At 41.2% G+C, this 16,886-nt stretch carries 15 protein-coding genes; 6 read left to right on the plus strand and 9 right to left on the minus strand.

Translation table 11 applies throughout. The annotated features are described in order from the left end of the window. Positions 1–160: 160 nt before the first annotated feature. Both DS2_RS01980 and DS2_RS01985 read left to right on the plus strand, forming a co-directional pair. Complete coding sequence (locus tag DS2_RS01980) at positions 161–1,294, plus strand: ABC transporter ATP-binding protein (protein WP_035012935.1); 1,134 nt, start codon at positions 161–163, stop codon at positions 1,292–1,294. Between the two features lie 91 nt (positions 1,295–1,385). After that, positions 1,386–2,789 carry a sugar porter family MFS transporter gene (locus DS2_RS01985; RefSeq protein ID WP_035012936.1) on the plus strand — a complete coding sequence of 468 codons (1,404 nt, stop codon included), beginning with the start codon at positions 1,386–1,388 and terminating at the stop codon, positions 2,787–2,789. Between the two features lie 10 nt (positions 2,790–2,799). Here the strand turns inward: DS2_RS01985 and trmB are convergent, their stop codons facing one another. Beyond that, positions 2,800–3,522 carry a tRNA (guanosine(46)-N7)-methyltransferase TrmB gene (gene trmB / locus DS2_RS01990; protein WP_035013038.1) on the minus strand — a complete coding sequence of 241 codons (723 nt, stop codon included), beginning with the start codon at positions 3,520–3,522 and terminating at the stop codon, positions 2,800–2,802. Between the two features lie 169 nt (positions 3,523–3,691). Here trmB and DS2_RS01995 point away from each other — a divergent pair, with 169 nt between their 5' ends. From DS2_RS01995 to DS2_RS02005, 3 genes are all read left to right on the plus strand, one after another. After that, a complete protein-coding gene (locus DS2_RS01995; RefSeq protein WP_035012937.1) occupies positions 3,692–4,312 on the plus strand; it encodes a MarC family protein in 621 nt (206 codons plus the stop codon). Positions 4,313–4,379: 67 nt separating this feature from the next. After that, positions 4,380–5,858, plus strand: a complete 1,479-nt coding sequence (locus DS2_RS02000; protein ID WP_035012938.1) for a hypothetical protein — start codon at positions 4,380–4,382, stop codon at positions 5,856–5,858. After that, complete coding sequence (locus tag DS2_RS02005; RefSeq protein WP_035012939.1) at positions 5,849–6,868, plus strand: succinylglutamate desuccinylase/aspartoacylase domain-containing protein; 1,020 nt, start codon at positions 5,849–5,851, stop codon at positions 6,866–6,868. Before DS2_RS02000 ends, DS2_RS02005 begins: the two co-directional genes overlap by 10 nt. Before the next feature lie 5 nt (positions 6,869–6,873). Here the strand turns inward: DS2_RS02005 and DS2_RS02010 are convergent, their stop codons facing one another. Genes DS2_RS02010 through DS2_RS02020 form a run of 3 tightly spaced genes read right to left on the minus strand, consistent with a single transcriptional unit; the run spans position 6,874 to position 9,443 of the window. Continuing rightward, entirely contained in the window at positions 6,874–7,299 is a 426-nt protein-coding gene (locus DS2_RS02010; RefSeq protein ID WP_035012940.1) for a hypothetical protein, read from the minus strand. Then, positions 7,289–8,074: a hypothetical protein gene (locus DS2_RS02015; protein ID WP_035012941.1), complete on the minus strand. Its 786-nt coding sequence runs from the start codon at positions 8,072–8,074 to the stop codon at positions 7,289–7,291. Before DS2_RS02015 ends, DS2_RS02010 begins: the two co-directional genes overlap by 11 nt. Next, positions 8,067–9,443, minus strand: a complete 1,377-nt coding sequence (locus tag DS2_RS02020) for a deoxyguanosinetriphosphate triphosphohydrolase family protein (protein ID WP_035012942.1) — start codon at positions 9,441–9,443, stop codon at positions 8,067–8,069. The genes DS2_RS02015 and DS2_RS02020 overlap by 8 nt, the downstream gene beginning before the upstream one ends. Positions 9,444–9,603: 160 nt before the next feature. Here DS2_RS02020 and DS2_RS02025 point away from each other — a divergent pair, with 160 nt between their 5' ends. After that, positions 9,604–10,131 carry a hypothetical protein gene (locus tag DS2_RS02025; protein WP_035012943.1) on the plus strand — a complete coding sequence of 176 codons (528 nt, stop codon included), beginning with the start codon at positions 9,604–9,606 and terminating at the stop codon, positions 10,129–10,131. Positions 10,132–10,186: 55 nt separating this feature from the next. Here the strand turns inward: DS2_RS02025 and DS2_RS02030 are convergent, their stop codons facing one another. The 5 genes from DS2_RS02030 to DS2_RS02050 form a co-directional block, all read right to left on the minus strand. After that, entirely contained in the window at positions 10,187–11,194 is a 1,008-nt protein-coding gene (locus tag DS2_RS02030) for an isocitrate dehydrogenase (protein WP_035012945.1), read from the minus strand. A gap of 73 nt (positions 11,195–11,267) precedes the next feature. Further along, positions 11,268–12,869 carry a hypothetical protein gene (locus DS2_RS02035; RefSeq protein ID WP_152537523.1) on the minus strand — a complete coding sequence of 534 codons (1,602 nt, stop codon included), beginning with the start codon at positions 12,867–12,869 and terminating at the stop codon, positions 11,268–11,270. A 77-nt stretch (positions 12,870–12,946) separates the two neighbouring features. After that, positions 12,947–13,645 (minus strand): SDR family oxidoreductase, encoded by a 699-nt coding sequence (locus DS2_RS02040; RefSeq protein ID WP_035012947.1) that lies wholly within the window; start codon positions 13,643–13,645, stop codon positions 12,947–12,949. A gap of 24 nt (positions 13,646–13,669) precedes the next feature. Continuing rightward, positions 13,670–15,028 (minus strand): nucleotide 5'-monophosphate nucleosidase PpnN, encoded by a 1,359-nt coding sequence (gene ppnN, locus DS2_RS02045; RefSeq protein ID WP_035012948.1) that lies wholly within the window; start codon positions 15,026–15,028, stop codon positions 13,670–13,672. 171 nt (positions 15,029–15,199) lie between these two features. Beyond that, the gene (locus DS2_RS02050; RefSeq protein ID WP_035012949.1) at positions 15,200–16,753 is read right to left on the minus strand and encodes a GGDEF domain-containing protein; all 1,554 of its coding nucleotides are present in this window, start codon (positions 16,751–16,753) and stop codon (positions 15,200–15,202) included. Between the last annotated feature and the right edge of the window lie 133 nt (positions 16,754–16,886).

Raw genomic sequence — 16,886 nt, forward strand, 5'->3', positions numbered from 1 at the left:
ATTCTTGATTGGAAATAGCGTAGAGGAAACATGTGATATCCTGTGCTAGTTTAAGCAAACATTATTCAAAATATTAGTTGATAGACTTTATTTTTGTAAGACGTTTAAATAACGTTGTTTTTCGTTTAATTTGATCTGGTGGTTAAACTAAGGCTCTACTTTGACAAAATTAACATTAAAAAATTTATCTAAAACTTATGTTTTGGGTGAAATGTGTACGATAAAAAATATAGATCTAGAAATAAAGTCAGGTGAACTGATTGTGTTTATTGGCCCTTCTGGCTGTGGCAAAACGACCTTGCTGCGTTTAATAGCAGGACTTGAGCCGCTAACTGATGGTGAAATGTGGTTTGATGAAATACTGATGAACCAAGTAGTACCAGCCAAACGTAAAATCGGCATGGTTTTTCAAAACTATGCGCTTTATCCACACATGACTGTGTTTGAAAACTTGTCGTTTGGACTCAAGCAAAAAGGCATCAACAAAAAGTTAATTAAGCACAGAGTTGAGAAGACTGCTGAGAAGCTTGAAATTTCGCATATCTTAGCGGAGAAACCAGACAAGTTATCGGGCGGGCAGCAACAAAGAGTTGCGATTGGTCGTTGTATTGTGCAGCGCCCACAACTGTTTTTGTTAGATGAACCATTGAGTAATTTGGATGCGGCGCTTAGAAGCAAAACTAGGCAAGAGATAAAGCAATTACATCGCTCATTGGGCACGACTATGATTTATGTAACACACGACCAGCACGAAGCTATGACTTTGGGTGACAGAATTGCGGTGTTTGCTCCTTTGTCGGCTTCGAATGAATGTAACTTGCAGCAAGTTGGTTCGCCGCTCGATTTGTACAATAAACCTTGCAATAAATTTGTAGCGCAATTTTTAGGGCAACCAAAAATTAATTTTCTTGCAGCTATTGTTGCTACGACCTCTGATTCCAGCATTTCAGCGACACTTAGCTGCAGCGAACAAAACATCACTTTACCCAGTTGTTCTGTAGTTGCTGGGCAGCAGATTGAACTGGCTTTTAGACCTGAACATATCGCATTTAGCCTTGATCCTGAATTAACCAATACTGACAAGTATATTGAGCTGCAAGCACAGTTAAGTTCTTATGAGCAGTTAGGCAGCGAATGTATTTTGCACTTTGATTATGCCGACACGCAAATTACTGCAAAAGTACAAAAGCAATTTGATGAGCAAGAGTTGCAGCCTGCGCTGTGGAATTTGTATGTAGAAACTAAATATTGTCATGTGTTTGATAAGGTGACCGGGGATAGGGTCTCACTTTAAGTTATCATTAGTTTAATTTTAAATATCTAACTTGTTAAATAAGACAACGTTGTTATAATGATTTGAGTATTAACAAATTGAGAGTATATATATGCCAAAATTACTACTTTGGTCGATAACTGTAGCTGTAGCCGGATTTTTATTTGGTTTTGACACTGCGGTTATTTCTGGTGCCGAACAGAAGATTCAAATTTTATGGAATTTATCACCTATGGAGCATGGGTTGCTGATTGTTTCTTCGGCGCTGTGGGGCACTGTGATTGGTGCCTTATCTGGCAGTTATCCTTGTGATAAATTTGGTCGTAAAGCAACACTGATATTTATTGGTATTTTGTACGCCTTGTCTGCTTTTGGTTCGGCAATTGCTCAAGACCCTTATACCTTTGCGCTTTTACGTTTTATCGGTGGTATTGGTGTGGGTATTTCTTCTGTAGCTGTGCCTGCATATATATCAGAAGTTGCACCGGCTAAACGCCGTGGTCAGTTAGTTGCTTTGTACCAGTTCCAAATTGTGTTCGGTATTTTGGTTGCTATGTTGTCGAATTACTTTATTTCTGGCGTAGCCGATTGGGATTGGCGTTTGATGTTAGGTATAGAAACTTTACCGGCAGTATTATATTTACTTTTTGTTAGCCGAGTGCCTGAAAGTCCGCGTTGGTTAGCGATTCATCGTGATGATATTAGTCAATGTCGCAAAATCCTTAATGATATAGGCGAAGAGAATGTTGAGCAGATCATCAGCGAGATAAAAGCATCAAAATCTACTAAAGCTGATTTAGCTAAAGCAAAAAGTGCGTTAACTGAATTAGAGCATCACAATGTTGAGCAGGAAGTTGAAGACATAGTTGAAGAAAAGCAATCTGAGCCTAAAAGTTTATTTAGTGCTGTTTACCAATTGCCGATTATGTTGGCTTTTTTAATTGCATTTTTTAATCAGTTATCAGGCATAAACTTTATTCTGTATTACGCGCCGCGGGTATTTTCTATGGCGGGGTTAGACTCTAGCAGTGCGTTATTGTCATCAGCAGGCATAGGTTTAGTTAATCTAATATTCACTATGACTGGCTTGTGGTTAATTGATAGAGCAGGGCGTAAAAGCTTAATGTATATAGGCTCATTCGGTTATGTTATTTCGTTAGCAGTAGTGGCTTGGGCATTTGCCAACAATATAGGCGGTGCGGTTGTGGTATTTTTTGTCTTTATGTTTATTGCGTCGCACGCTATTGGGCAAGGTGCGGTTATTTGGGTGTTTATTTCAGAAATATTCCCGAATGCGGTACGGGCAAAAGGGCAGGCGCTTGGCTCAGGTACGCATTGGGTATTTGCTGCATTAATTAGTTTATTAATGCCAACAGCACTCGCGGCATTTGAAGCATCTACCGTGTTCTACTTCTTTGCATTTATGATGTTGCTGCAGCTAGTTTGGGTGAAATTTATGATGCCTGAAACGAAAGGGAAATCGTTGGAAGATTTAGCGCTTGAGTTAAAGCGCTAAATCGATTCGATTAAACTTTCTCGAACATTAAGTCCCATACGCCATGTCCAAGTCTATGACCGCGCTGTTCAAATTTAGTTAGCGGTCTATGCTCTGGGCGTGGCATATAATCACCGCTTGGTGATTGGTTTTTGTAGTTTGCCTGCGCTGACATCACTTCCAACATATGTTCTGCGTAATTTTCCCAGTCGGTCGCCATATGGAAAACACCACCTGTTGTTAGTTTTTGTGCTAACAATTGAGCAAACTCAGCTTGCACTATACGGCGTTTGTGGTGGCGTTTTTTATGCCAAGGATCTGGGAAAAACAGTTGTACGCAGCTCAATGATTCATCGCTAACACAGTCTTTTAAAATTTCGACTGCGTCATGATTAATCAAACGTAAGTTTTTAACACCTTCTGTGGTGGCATCTTTTAAACAAGCGCCAACTCCTGGTAAGTGCACTTCAATACCAACAAAGTTCTTTTCAGGAGCGTTTTTGGCCATTTCAACCAAAGAAGCGCCCATGCCAAAACCAATTTCTAATACTACCGGGTTGTTATTGCCAAATATACGCTGCCAGTCAAACGCACCTTGTTCGTGAGTTAAACCATATTGATCCCAGTATTCATCTATTGCCGCTTGCTGCCCTTTAGTTAAACGCCCTTGGCGCGTTACAAAGCTTTTTACTTCACGAATAAAGCGGCCTTTTTCTTTGGCTTGTTCGAGTCTGTCTTGCGGCTGGTTAGTCATCTGTCTAGTAACTTTTGTTGGTTGAAATATCAAAACGCACATTATTGTGATCCTGCAACCGAGTGCAAGTAGTTTATCCACTTGCTGAATAAAAACTTGTTTTTAAGCTGGGTAGCTAATACAAGCTTAAACGTTTAAAATTGCTTTTTATGCTAATTATGGAGTTTAAATGGATAGCATTATTCATAAATTTGTTTTGTTATGGGCTGTTATCGACCCTGTTGGCACAATCCCTGTGTTTATTGCGGTAACCGCAGCGCTAAAAACCACAGCAGAAAAAAATAAAGTTGCGCTTAAAGCCATTTTTATTGCGGCATTGGTTTTAATCTTTTTTGTGGTCGCTGGTGAGATTTTGCTTGATGCTATGGAAATTCCACTACCCGCGTTCCAAGTCGCTGGTGGTGTCGTATTGTTTTTATTTGCCTTGACTATGATTTTTGGTGATAGCAAACCAGAGCAAGAACTTGGTTTGGTCGAGAAAGCTGCAAATGCTGCGGTTTTTCCATTGGCGATCCCTTCAATAGCTTCACCTGGTGCTATGATGGCAGCTGTATTGCTTACCGATAACCATAGATACTCTTTAATGGAGCAAACAATTACAACCAGCTTAATTTTGGTGATTTTATTGGTGACCTTACTGCTGATGTTGGCTGCGAATCGGATTGTCAAAATCATTGGCGACACAGGCGCAAGCGTTGTCAGCCGTGTGATGGGGCTTATATTGTCAGCTGTGGCAATGAATGCGGTTTTATCGGGGTTATTTAAATATTACAGCTCGATAAATAGTTAGAAACTTGCAAAACCACAAAGCTTGGCTAAATATTAAACAAGCGAAGCATTTTGGGTTGCGCAAGTGAATGGGACAAAATATAAATAAACAAAGCTTTACCCAGCAAGACTTTGTGCTGTTTAAGCAAAGGTTGCATCAGCAACTTGATGAATTAAAAGTCATCATGTCACGACCTAATTTTGGTCAAGCTTCGCTTATGCTGGGGGCGGAGCTTGAGTTGTATTTAACTGATGATAATGGCTTATGTCAGTTGAGTAATCAAAAAGTCTTATCGGCACTGCACGACTCTGTTTTCCAACACGAAATCAATCAATATAACTTGGAATTGAATGTACCACCGGTCGCGTTAGATGGCCATGCTTTTAGTCATATGGCACTCGAGCTTGATAGGCGATTAAATCAATTGAATCAATGCTGTGGCAAGCTGGGAACACATGCGACTGCCATAGGTATTTTACCGACTTTGCGCCCGCAAGATCTAACCAAAAAAAATATGACGGATTTGGAACGTTATCAAATTTTGGTCGATCAATTAAAAGTCAATCGCGGGGCGCCTTTTGCTATCGATATTGATGGTGAAGAAGCGGTACATATGCAAGTAGAAGATGTAACAGCTGAAGGCGCAAATACTTCTTTCCAAGTGCATATGATGGTTCCACCTGGGGCATTTGTTGATGTTTACAATGCGGCGATGTTAAGCCAGTCACTAGTCACTGCGGCTTGTGGCAATTCACCCATTTTTTTAGGCAAAGTGGTCTGGGACGAAACACGCATTGTTTTGCTAAAACAAGTGCTGGATTGTCGTGTTAGAGATTTAGTCGCACGTCAATTGCCCGCTCGGGTTAATCTGGGATTAGGTTGGTTAAAACAAAGCGCTTGGAGCTTGTATGCTGAAGCTGTGGCTTTATATCCAGTTTTGTTACCAAACTTATATCGACAAAATCAAAGTGTAGAGGGGTTGCCAGAACTATCCGAACTATGTTTGCATATGGGTACAGTATGGAATTGGCACAGGCCTGTATATTGCAATGATGCGCCAGGCCATGTCCGTATTGAATTTAGGGCCTTACCAGCTGGGCCCAGTGTTGAAGATATGGTTGCTAATGCTGCTTATTCTATTGGTCTAGCATATGGATTAAGCCAACAAATGGAAGCGTATTCGGCAATCATGCCTTTTGAAATTGTTGATAATAATTTTTACCGAGCGGCACAATATGGCTTGGATGCTTCAATATATTGGCCTGATGTCGAGCAATATCATGTCACCCATCAGCCAATCAAGCAGGTGGTATTAAATAGCTTAGAAATTGCGAAATTTGGGCTGACCCTGTTAGGTGTAAGCCAAGCCGAAACCAAACATTATCTAAATATTATTCAGCAACGGGTCGAGCAGCACATGACAGGCGCAAATTGGCAAAAAGCTGCGTTACATTATTTTGAGCAACAGCACGATCGCCATCAAGCATGTCAGCTGATGTTAAATTGTTATCAACAACAGAATTTAACTGGTGCACCTGTGCATCTATGGGAGCGACCATGGCAATAAACTTAACAAAGTTGCGTTACACCCATGCAGAAAATTTACACTTACCAGATGACCCGACCGACTGGTTGTTAAGTTTACATGGGCCAACCGTGATTGATATGCAAGGGCTTATTAATACCCGCACTCGAGTTGTCAGTGTCCTTGTACATGGAAATGAACCGTCAGGGTTTATCGCGTTGCATCGATTTTTGCTAAGCAAAGTTATACCTATGACCAATGTTCGATTCATTATTTCATCTGTTGAAGCTGCGCAACAATCTCCTGTTTTTTCCAATAGATATTTTGATGATAAGCACGACTTAAATAGGTGTTTCAATTTAGACAATAGTGATGCTTTAGTGAATCAAAGGGCTGGCAGTATTTTACAAGCAATCAATGAAGTTAAACCTGAGGCGGTTATTGATATGCATAATACATCAGGCGCGAGTCCTTCATTTTGTGTGGCAACACGGATTGATATGCAGGTGCAAGCTTTAGCTTCATTCTTCTGTCAAACTATGATTTATACCAGGTTGAATTTAGGGGCATTGATGGAACAAAATTTTAATTGCCCGATTGTGACTGTTGAATGTGGTGGTGCTCAAGACCAACAAGCACATGAAGTTGCTTACCAAGGTGTCCACGAGTTTTTAATGGCAGATAACTTATTTGCCGGACATCATTACATGCTGGTTGATATTGTTGAACATCCGTTGCGATTGGAAATTGACCCGAAAACCAACTTATCGTTTGCGGATAAAAGTGACCCGAGTGCCGATATTACTTTAGTTTCAGATATTGAGCAGCATAATATGGGGGTGACGCGTGCAGACTGTTTAATTGGCTGGTCGAATATTGGCTGTACACCTTTTACCGTTAGAAATGAAGCGGGTGATGTACAGTCCGATAGCATTATTTATTGTAAAGATGGGCAGTTGTTTACACGGCAAAAACTGCGAATATTTATGGCAACCACAAACCATAGAATAGCGTTAAATGATTGTCTGTTTTATGCATTTTGTGAAGATTAACCTGTTTATCCAGACGATCGAGCTGAACATAACACAGGTACTTCGTTAACAATATTGCTGCAATTTCCGTTGCGCACCTTTGCCTTACGGCAAATAGACACAGACCAACTGACTTTGGCAAAATAGTCTTGTGCGTCAGGTACACCTTCGCACAATTTAGTACTGGCGGTGGCGTGTTTGACGCAATGGGTTAAAAACACTTTTAACCCAACTGTGCAGTGGGCTTCACGACAGTCGCGGCTTTGTTGAATAACATGGTTTAAGCAAGCCATTTGGTCTTGTTCGCGGGCAAACGCGATAGCGGCATCTATTTGGGCTGTTTCTACTTCAGCCAACATTTTGTGATTATCTTGCCAATAGAAATAAAATGATAGGGCGGTGAGTATCACAAATACAGGTATGCCAACGGCAAAAATATATCTAAGTTTCATATAAATCTAAATTGCTTTGTTGCAAGCTATTGATTACAGGCGCACAGGCTTGAACGGAAAAAAACGCATCATATAGCTTAGAGTTAACCTGGGTCAAATAACATTGGCGATAATGTGACTGCTCATAAGCGATAACTTGTGCTTGATCAAATATCTGATGTTGCTCAATTAAATAGTTATGCAGGGCCGCTGAAATATTCTGCACGGGCTTGTGAATAATGCAGCGTAAAATACGCACATATGCGCCTAAAGGGTTTGGGTTGTCAGCCAATTGCAGGTCAAGTGTACCTGTGTTTAATGCGTCAAAATAGTTATCAGTACATATTATTTGTTTGGTTTGTGTGTTGTATACAATCGCATCCCAGTTCAAAATGGTGGTTTGCAATAAACTTTCAATACCCATATAGGTCACTAACTGCTGTTTAAATGCCCAAGTGTCAGCCAATGGCCACACATCTAAATACCATTTTTGGCAATTTAGCCGATAGCCGCCAAACTTATTAAAGTGCACCGGTATGCTGTTGGCATATGTTTGCATCATGCGCTTCAGAGTTGCACTATTGCAGTCAACCACAAAATCTAAGTCACCGTAAAAGTTACCAATACCCTGCAGGGCGATATCTCGAATTGCACCACCAAATAAATAGACAGTGCCCAGCTGGTTTAAACTATCAAGAATTTGTTGGACTTGCCGTCTGCCTTTATTGTTATGAGCATAGAAAAAACGGTGTAGACGTTTTTTTAAAATATGTTGATTATGCGCAATATTAACCATGAAGGTTTTTTAACTCGTCGTGCAGATAAATAAGGTAGCTGTCGGTCATACCAGAAACGGCGTCAGCTAACAATTGAGCTTTTCGGTAATTGTCGCTCATTTCTGATTCAGTATAAATACGCCGATAGTTTTCGGAGATTCGCTGAAAAGCGTATTGGGCAAAAAGATTATCTTGGCCTTCATGGCTAATACCCACCCACAGCATATCCATAATGTTGGATATATAATTGTTACCCCTGAGTTCTAGTTCTAATACTGATTTGTGGCGGTAGCCGTGTACATAATCGAACTTGCGCATGGCAGCACAAAATTGAGCCGCTTCGCTGCTATCTAATAGGGTGTAACCAGCAGGCGTTTGACCAAGCATTATCTGTTTAATGTCGGTGACTAAGGAATCTAAAATTGCCTTAACCATAGCGCTAATTGCGTATACTCGAAACATTTGCATCGATACATCATTGAGTTCTTTAGGGCTTAAACCAGCATTTTTAAATTCTTTATTTTTACTTTTGGCAGCACTTAGAACACTTTGAGTGAGTGCGTCATCTGGGTTCATATGGTTTAAATGGTCAACAATGTCTGAAAACGACGCAATATCTTTTTTTACGATGTCTTCAGCGTCTAACACTATATAGGCAATATCATCGCAAGCTTCCATGACAAACGTAAATGGATGGCGTATTCCTTCGGATAATCCTGTTTGTTGCCAAACATCTTCAACAATGGCCTGCTCAGATTGAAAGTATCCGGCTTTTTTCCAGCCTAACGATTGCACTTGACGGTTTGAAACTGGGTATTTAAGCATTGATGCCAGCGTTGCGTAGGTTAAATTCAAACCAAAAGTATCATTGAGTATTTGCAAACGAGTCACTAAACGAAAGGTTTGTGCATTGCCGTCAAAGCCCAAAAAATCTTGGCTATCTGTATGATTGTGTTCGCCAAATACTTTGACTTCGTTGCGTTTAAACCAGTTTTGAATGGCTTTTTCACCTTGGTGGCCAAACGGTGGATTGCCTAAATCATGTGCTAAGCCAATCGCGGCTAGCAGGGCGGGGACACAGCGCTCAATATCTTTGCCTGAGTCATCCCCAAAAATCTCTGTGCGAAAATCAAATGCCAAGCGTATGCCAATGCTTCGAGCAAGGCTAGATACTTCATGCGAATGGGTTAGACGATTGCGTACACTGTCGTTTCTTTCTAGTGGAAATACTTGAGTTTTATCGCCCATTCTGCGGGTTGGGGTTGCAAAAAGGATCCTGTCGTAATCTCGCTCTAGTTCAACTCGTCCATTTGCTGATAAAACTGTACTGCCTGTGCCATGTCTATCTTTACGGCGTTGACCGTTTAGAAGTTGCTCCCAATTCAACATGAAAATGCCCTTTGTTGTTTCCGCTCATTGCTTGTTGTTGGTTTAGCATACTACTTGAATTATTCATTCACAAATTAATTGGCGGGCAGCGCAGCTGTCTTCTATACTCAGGTAAGATAATGTTTCATCGAGTATAGTGACATCATAATAAGGAGATAGTATGGAGCAATCTGATAGGGAGTTATCGACTGATTGTTTTCGGGCTGAAACGGCTAGGTTGCTGTCTTTGTCGGTTGCGCAAATCCATTTAGGTTTGTCTGACGGTGATGCGTCTATTGGTAAAGTAATTGAGTTTTGCAGCGAGGTCGCAAATCAATGTGAAGCGATACAAGCGAGCATGGGTCACGAAGAAGCCGCTCAGGCAACAGAAGCGATGCATCAGCAAATAAAAAAAGCCATTATCGCATTGCAATTCTACGATAGGCTATCGCAACGTTTAGCGCATGTATCAAGTGGTTTAGAAGAACTGGCTGAGCTGTTGGCCATGGAAGAGCATATTAAAAAAGCAGCTTCGTGGTCAAATTTGCGCACTAAGTTAGTTGAGCAGTATTGTTTAGTCGATGAAAAGGAAGTGTACGACTACATTATGCAGGGCGCTTCGGTGCAACAAGCGATCGAATTAATGCAAAAGCAAAAAGCACAACAGAATCAACAACAAGATGATGAGACGGATATCACTTTATTCTGAGTTGGTAAAATTGCAGTAAAGCATGCGCTTAAACACAGCTTTACTGCTGTCACAGTTACAAACGCTCAAGCACTGCTTGAGTAAACTCGGTAGTACCTGCACTTCCACCTAAATCTCGCGTAGTGCGGTCTCCAGTTTCAATGACATCACGCACCGCATTGCGTAATCTGTCTGCTTTATCTTTCATTCCAAGATATTCTAACATTTGCACTGAGGCCAAAATGACTGATGTTGGGTTAGCAAGGTTTTTACCTGCAATATCGGGTGCGCTTCCATGTACAGCCTCAAAAATTGCGCAGTCTGTACCAATGTTTGCGCCTGGCGCCATACCTAAACCACCGACTAGACCTGCACATAAATCTGAGATGATGTCGCCAAACAGGTTAGTGGTTACTATCACATCAAATTGTTCAGGATTCATGACTAATTGCATGCAGGTATTATCGACAATCATTTCTGTTGATTCGATGTCTGGGTAACGCGCTCCAACTTCTCGGGCGACTTTTAAGAATAAGCCTGAAGTGGATTTTAGGATATTTGCTTTGTGGACCGCAGTTACTTTTTTACGGCCTTCTTTTTTCGCAAGCTCATAGGCAAATGTAACTATCGCTTCAGCGCCTTCTCGGGTGATTTGGCTTTTTGCCTCAGCTGTCGCTCCATCGTCAGATAATGTTTGCCCTAACCCTGAATACATGCCTTGAGTGTTTTCACGGATAGTAATGATATCGATGTTTTCGTACCTTGCACGGGTTCCTTTAAAAGATAGCACAGGACGTAAATTAGCATACAGCGCAAATTTTTTACGCAAGGTGACGTTAATAGAAGTAAAACCTTCGCCAACTGGAGTTGTTAAAGGGCCTTTTAAGGCGACTTTGTTTTGTTCTATCAAGTCTAATGTTTGCTGTGGCAGCAATTCACCCGTTTTTTCGTAGGCAGTTAAACCTGCATCAGCGTAATCGAAGTCAAATCCACATTCCAATTTCTTTAAAATTTGTACTGCAGATTCAATTATGCTCGGACCTATGCCGTCGCCAGGTATGACTGTAATTTTTTGTTTTGTCATAAGTTGAAACCTCTTGAAGTAGTCGTGATGTGTGGCAACTTTGGTTTAATTCTAACCAATGTCGTTTCTCATTCTAGCGAATAAGCCTAGGGAGCGGGCTGTATAAGTTATTATCTTGACTATTTTCTAGCTGAATTTGTTGCAGGCTTGTGAAGTCCAGCTTTAGCAGTGATAGAGCGTGAGACAACTCGGTTGGCAGTTGCGTGGAGCCAATTTCAGCAGGGTTGTAACTTAACCCGACACTTGAACAAGCACAAATCAGTAGAGCGCAGGTTTGTTGAGTTTTAAGATTAAAGCGAGGTAAATCAGCCAGTGAGTTTAACGCAACTAAGGCATCTGCACACCAATGTTCAATGCGCAATTGTTCGGTGAGGGTTTTAATCAATGCTTGCGGATAGGTTTTGATTTGCGCAAATATCTGCGCTGGTGAGATAGATATTAGCTGTGGGCGAACCACTTTGGTTTGAATTTTGGGCGCATTTAAATAAGGCATAAATGCAAGTGTAACCAAAAGTTTAGCTTGTTCTGTTTCAATAAAGCCTAAAGTCTGAACCAAGCGCTCGGCTACAGATTGAGCCTGTTTGAGGTACAGCAAATGTAAATTCTGTTGATCGTAGGTGTATTTTAGGTAGTAGGTTTCGATTTGATAACGAATCAACCAATAATAAACGCGACCAAGACCGAGCATCATAATGGCATGTTTGGTTTTTTCAATTGGTGTAGATGTTTGGGCTAACTCGCTCGCATAGCGGCACAGTGCAAGCCGCACAGTCGGCAGGTTTGTAATATCATCGCTCAACAAGCTGACAGGGTCGCGTTTATGTTGATGAAAGTGACCAAGCAGGTGAGTCAGCTGAGTTAAGCTAAAATTGTTAACCTCAGACGTTTGGTCTAACCTAATCAGTTCTGTGCTTTTGTGTTGGCAGCACAATATAAGTTCTTGGGGTTTTAGGTATTTCTCACTGTCGGTTATGGTTAAATTCTCTGTCGATTTTAATTGCCAGATGCCAGAAGTAGAAAGGCAAACCACATGATCATTTGCCTGCGCAGCTGACATTACCCAATACAAGCTCTGTTGCTTGTCGGCGACATAACTCCCAGGGGGAATTGGCCCTAAACTCAAGTAGAGCTTGTCCAACCAAAAAATTGGCAGTTTATGTCCCTCAGTTGTCATGATTGCTTTAAGTATGTGTCGCCAGTTGGCCAAAGACAGCAAATTTTGTTGATGTACGAGTTTACATACCAAACTAAATACTGTTTGGCTAAACAACATATTGGGGGGGAGTTGATACTGCTTGGCAACCAAGGGCACTAAAGCCGAAAACCCAAGCTGTTGCAATTGACTAGCGGATGCTGTGGCGCTTGCAATCAAGGTTTTGTTGTCTAGTTTTGATTGTTTCTGTGTTTTTGTTAGCGCAATATCTCTAAGACTGGCGGCTATTAGTAGCTTATGCACCAGCTTAGGATGAAGTTGAAAAATATCTGCGCAGTGTAAAAGTAATGTGCATGTGGACAAATAACGTTTCTGCAATCGAGGTAATGCGATTGGCAGTGTAATAAAAGCAGTTTTATACGGGTTATTGGCAATGGCAGGTGCTAACCAAGATTGAGCTAGTTTATTCGCCAATTGTTTGGCTTGGCTGGGGTCTAAACTGGCAGACGATATGGCTTGCATTAGGCGCTGGTGCTGCTTACACAAGGCCATTAGGCCTTGTGTTGCTATCAGACCAGCAAATTTAGGCGCTTGCTCGTTTACCAAGGTATAGGCTGACCGTCATATGCTACAAAACTACCACTTGTTTTTTCGGTTAATTTATTAATTACCGAGCGCATACCTTTTACTGATGTTTCACTGTTTATCAGCGCGTTAGGGCCACCCATATCGGTCAATACCCAGCCTGGATGCAAAGCAACTACTTTAACGTCGTATTCTGCTAGATCTATTGCTAGGCTTTTAGTTGCAGCATTTAGTGCCGCTTTGGAGCTGCGATAGATGTAACTTCCGCCTGAACCGTTGTCAGTCATACTGCCCATTTTACTGCTTAGAAATGCTATTTTGCGCTCATTGCCGAGTAATAAATTATCGATTAAAGCTTCAGCGAATTTAAGCGGTGCAATGGTGTTAATATGCAAAGTTTTTAGCCATTCAACTTGGTCAAGTTGACCAAACTGACTGGTTTCGTCTTTTGGCCCATAGTAGCCAGCATTGGCAATCAAAATATCAATTGCTTGGCCGTTTAACATACTTTTGATACCAGCAATTTGTTTTTCGTCGGTTATATCCAACGATAATACTTTAATGTTACCCAGCTTGTTCGCTAAGGCGTTTAGTTCAGCTGATTCTAATGGTGTGCGAGTAGTCGCGAAAACGGTATAACCCGCTTCAGCATACTGCTTAGTAAATTGTAGGCCAATTCCTCGATTGGCCCCGGTAATTAAGACGGTTTTCATAATAATATTTTCTAAGTGTTTTCGTTATATTTGGACAATTTGATAGCAGGGTTCGTATTTAGTGCCCGGCAACTTCATTCTACCTTGTTCGACAAAGGCTTTCAGTAGCTTATCTATCATCAACATTAACTTTTTATCGCCATTTATCTGAAAGGGCCCATGTCGAGCAATTTCTTGAATACCTTCTTCTTTTACATTACCTGCCACAATTGCTGAAAATGTGCGGCGTAAATTGGCCGCTAGCACAGATTTTTCGTGTGAAAAATGTAAATCCAATTCTGCAACGTTTTGATGATTAGGGATAAATGGACGCTGAAAAGCTGGATCTATCTTGAGTGACCAGTTGAAATGATATGCATCACCGCTTTGTTTACGATTATTTCTGACCTCGGTCATATAACCTTTCATATGCTGGGCCACTTTTGTTGGGTCATCCACAATAATGGTATACATGTTGGCTGCTTCATCACCTAGTGTCGCACGGATAAAGTTGTCCAATTCTTCAAAATAATTGGCACTTTCGCGTGGGCCAGTGAGCACAATCGGTAAACATTGTTTGTTATTTGCCGGATGGAGCATAATGCCTAACAGGTAGAGAAGTTCTTCGGCGGTGCCTGCACCACCAGGGAATATGACTACGCCATGAGCCACGCGCAAAAAAGCCTCTAATCGTTTTTCGATATCAGGTAAAATCACCAACTCATTTACGATTGGGTTAGGTGGTTCAGCGGCGATAATCGACGGCTCAGTTAACCCCAAATAACGAGCACTGTTTACTCGTTGTTTTAAATGGCCAATTGTTGCACCTTTCATTGGACCTTTCATTGCACCGGGTCCGCAGCCTGTACAGACGTTTAACCCACGCAATCCCATTTGATAACCAACATCTTTGGTGTATTGATATTCATGTTCGCGAATAGAATGGCCACCCCAGCAGACAATCATATTTGGGTCTGTGTGGGTTTTAATCGCGCCAGCATTACGCATTATATCAAAAACATAGTGGGTTACATGGCTGGGGTCTTGCAAATCTATTTTGCTTAGGTCGCGCAGTCTCACCCCTGTGTATAAAATATCGCGCAATACCGCAAATAATAATTCTTTTATGCCGACGATAAGCTCACCATCAACAAACGCATGACTTGGTGGATTAATAAGTTTTATCTTAACACCACGCTCACGGCGAATTACATCAATGTCGAAATCTTGGAATTGGTCGTAAATTTCAGCGCTGCTGTCGGTATGACTACCTACATTTAGTACAGCTAGTGAGCAATTTCTGTATAAACGATATAACTCGCTGGTGGAAGATTGTTTTAGTTTGTCGACTTCCAGTTGTGACAACAAATCCATACTACCGAGTGGATTAATCTCTACTATCATACTTCACTCCTTCATGATGAGCGCACAAACGGCGCTATATTTCTATTATCTGTAATAGGATGATAGAAGTATGAACAGCGCCAGTGCTGTTTTATACTCAAGCCATTCTTTTTATAAAGGCTTGAGTATAAGTATTACTTAAATTTCGAAAAAGTGAAGGAAAATAATAGCTTATCTTTTAAGCACGACCTTGTTTCTACCACCTTGCTTAGCGTCGTATAAAGCTTGGTCAGCTCTATCAAAAGCGCTTTGTGGTTGGTCTATCGCTTTAAACTGAGTCAGACCCATGGAAATTGTCACAACCAGATCTGAGTTTTTAAACTTAAATGGGATCTTGCATACTTCCATGCGAATGTCGTTTAGACGTTTTTCTATGTCTTTTAATTTCGATTCTGGAAATAACATGACAAACTCTTCACCACCGTATCTGGCAATAAAGTCGGTTTCGCGTAAGCCTTTTTGTAGGCAGGCTGCGACGATTTGTAACACTCGGTCGCCAACGGAATGACCAAAGGTATCGTTAATTGACTTAAAATGGTCGATATCTGCTACTGCGATGCATAAGTCGTGGTTATAACGCATCCATCGGCGATACTCCAATTCCATGCGCTCGTCCATTGACGCTCGATTTGGCAGTTTTGTTAAGGCATCTTGTAATGACTTAAATCTTTGTTCTGAAAGTTTTTTCTTGTATTCTTCGGCTTCTTTTTCGAGTTCGAACAATCTCTCTTCCATTTCGCTTAAGCTAGAAATCAGCAAGTCATGTTCTTGATGCTCTAATTCTTCTTTTTGAGTAAGTGCATCAACAATATCGGCAATTCTGCCATTGATTTGTTTTTTTAGGACGTCAAGTGATTTGGCTTTTTCAATTTCCGCAGACATGCCAGCAAGATCTTTTTTCAGCCGGTCATTTAGTGCCTGCTTTGATTCGTTTATCTCTTGGCTACCATTAATAGAACTCGCCACTGCGGTATGAACGGAATTTAGCGCGTCGTTTAAGCTGAATAAAAAGCTTTGTGCAGATTGACGCTCTTCAGTAATGCTCTTGATGATGATGCGAATAATTTCTACACAACTGCTTACTAAGATTTCAGGCGTAACAGAGGCAGATAAAATTTCTCGGATAGCATCTATTTTTTCGGCATTTTCACCTGAAAAAGCAATATTGCTTAATATGTTAACTAATTCTGCGCTGATATCACTTTGCAAGCCTTTTAAAGCTTCAGTGTCTATTTCGGGCGCCTGATTACCTGTTTGTATCGCTAAGCATTTATGATATAGCTTGGCGAGCTGCTCTATATAAGGCAGGTAATGCAGTATTGACGCTTTGGGCTCTTCCAATGCTTGCATATAGCCACGTAACTCGCGGCGAAAATCTGGGTCGAGATTTTTAACTTGTTGCAGCTGTTTGCCCGCGGCTTTTAACGTGCTTGTTGTTTGTTTAAGATTGAGCGCCAAGCGAGTACTGTGCTGGGAGAGAAGTTGCTCGATGTGAGTTAACAATGGCGCGATGTTTTGCATGTCCGGATTTTTGGCTAAGTACGAGCGCAGCTTGGCCAAGCGGTTGTCTAACTCGACATCAATTCCTTTACACACATTTGAAAGGCGGTTAATAAAGCCGGTTAAAGTTGCAAATTGCTGCTCGTATGTGCGTTCTAAGTTTTGCCTAGAACGAACTGAAACGACAAGTTTCTTTTTTAGTAACTCTAATTGCTCTTCAGACACTTAATAAATCCCAGTCAACTACTTGGTCGCTACAAACCTACTACATAACCTCTGGCACAGACCAGTATTTCATCCTTTACCTGAGTGTAGCCGAAAAATTTAATTATACCTATGCCAATGCTTAGCGATATTG

The sequence above is a fragment of the Catenovulum agarivorans DS-2 genome (assembly GCF_000568405.1).
GTDB classification, from domain to species: domain Bacteria; phylum Pseudomonadota; class Gammaproteobacteria; order Enterobacterales; family Alteromonadaceae; genus Catenovulum; species Catenovulum agarivorans_A.

What these genes read in the sequence shown, in the direction of transcription:
- DS2_RS02010 (WP_035012940.1), bottom strand. Translation starts at nt 7,299, where the DNA reads ATGAAACTTAGATATATTTTTGCCGTTGGCATACCTGTATTTGTGATA.
- DS2_RS02030 (WP_035012945.1), bottom strand. Translation starts at nt 11,194, where the DNA reads ATGACAAAACAAAAAATTACAGTCATACCTGGCGACGGCATAGGTCCG.
- DS2_RS02005 (WP_035012939.1), top strand. Translation starts at nt 5,849, where the DNA reads ATGGCAATAAACTTAACAAAGTTGCGTTACACCCATGCAGAAAATTTA.
- DS2_RS02015 (WP_035012941.1), bottom strand. Translation starts at nt 8,074, where the DNA reads ATGGTTAATATTGCGCATAATCAACATATTTTAAAAAAACGTCTACAC.
- DS2_RS01985 (WP_035012936.1), top strand. Translation starts at nt 1,386, where the DNA reads ATGCCAAAATTACTACTTTGGTCGATAACTGTAGCTGTAGCCGGATTT.
- DS2_RS02040 (WP_035012947.1), bottom strand. Translation starts at nt 13,645, where the DNA reads ATGAAAACCGTCTTAATTACCGGGGCCAATCGAGGAATTGGCCTACAA.
- trmB (WP_035013038.1), bottom strand. Translation starts at nt 3,522, where the DNA reads ATGACTAACCAGCCGCAAGACAGACTCGAACAAGCCAAAGAAAAAGGC.
- DS2_RS01995 (WP_035012937.1), top strand. Translation starts at nt 3,692, where the DNA reads ATGGATAGCATTATTCATAAATTTGTTTTGTTATGGGCTGTTATCGAC.
- DS2_RS02020 (WP_035012942.1), bottom strand. Translation starts at nt 9,443, where the DNA reads ATGTTGAATTGGGAGCAACTTCTAAACGGTCAACGCCGTAAAGATAGA.
- DS2_RS02025 (WP_035012943.1), top strand. Translation starts at nt 9,604, where the DNA reads ATGGAGCAATCTGATAGGGAGTTATCGACTGATTGTTTTCGGGCTGAA.
- ppnN (WP_035012948.1), bottom strand. Translation starts at nt 15,028, where the DNA reads ATGATAGTAGAGATTAATCCACTCGGTAGTATGGATTTGTTGTCACAA.
- DS2_RS02035 (WP_152537523.1), bottom strand. Translation starts at nt 12,869, where the DNA reads ATGCAAGCCATATCGTCTGCCAGTTTAGACCCCAGCCAAGCCAAACAA.
- DS2_RS02000 (WP_035012938.1), top strand. Translation starts at nt 4,380, where the DNA reads ATGGGACAAAATATAAATAAACAAAGCTTTACCCAGCAAGACTTTGTG.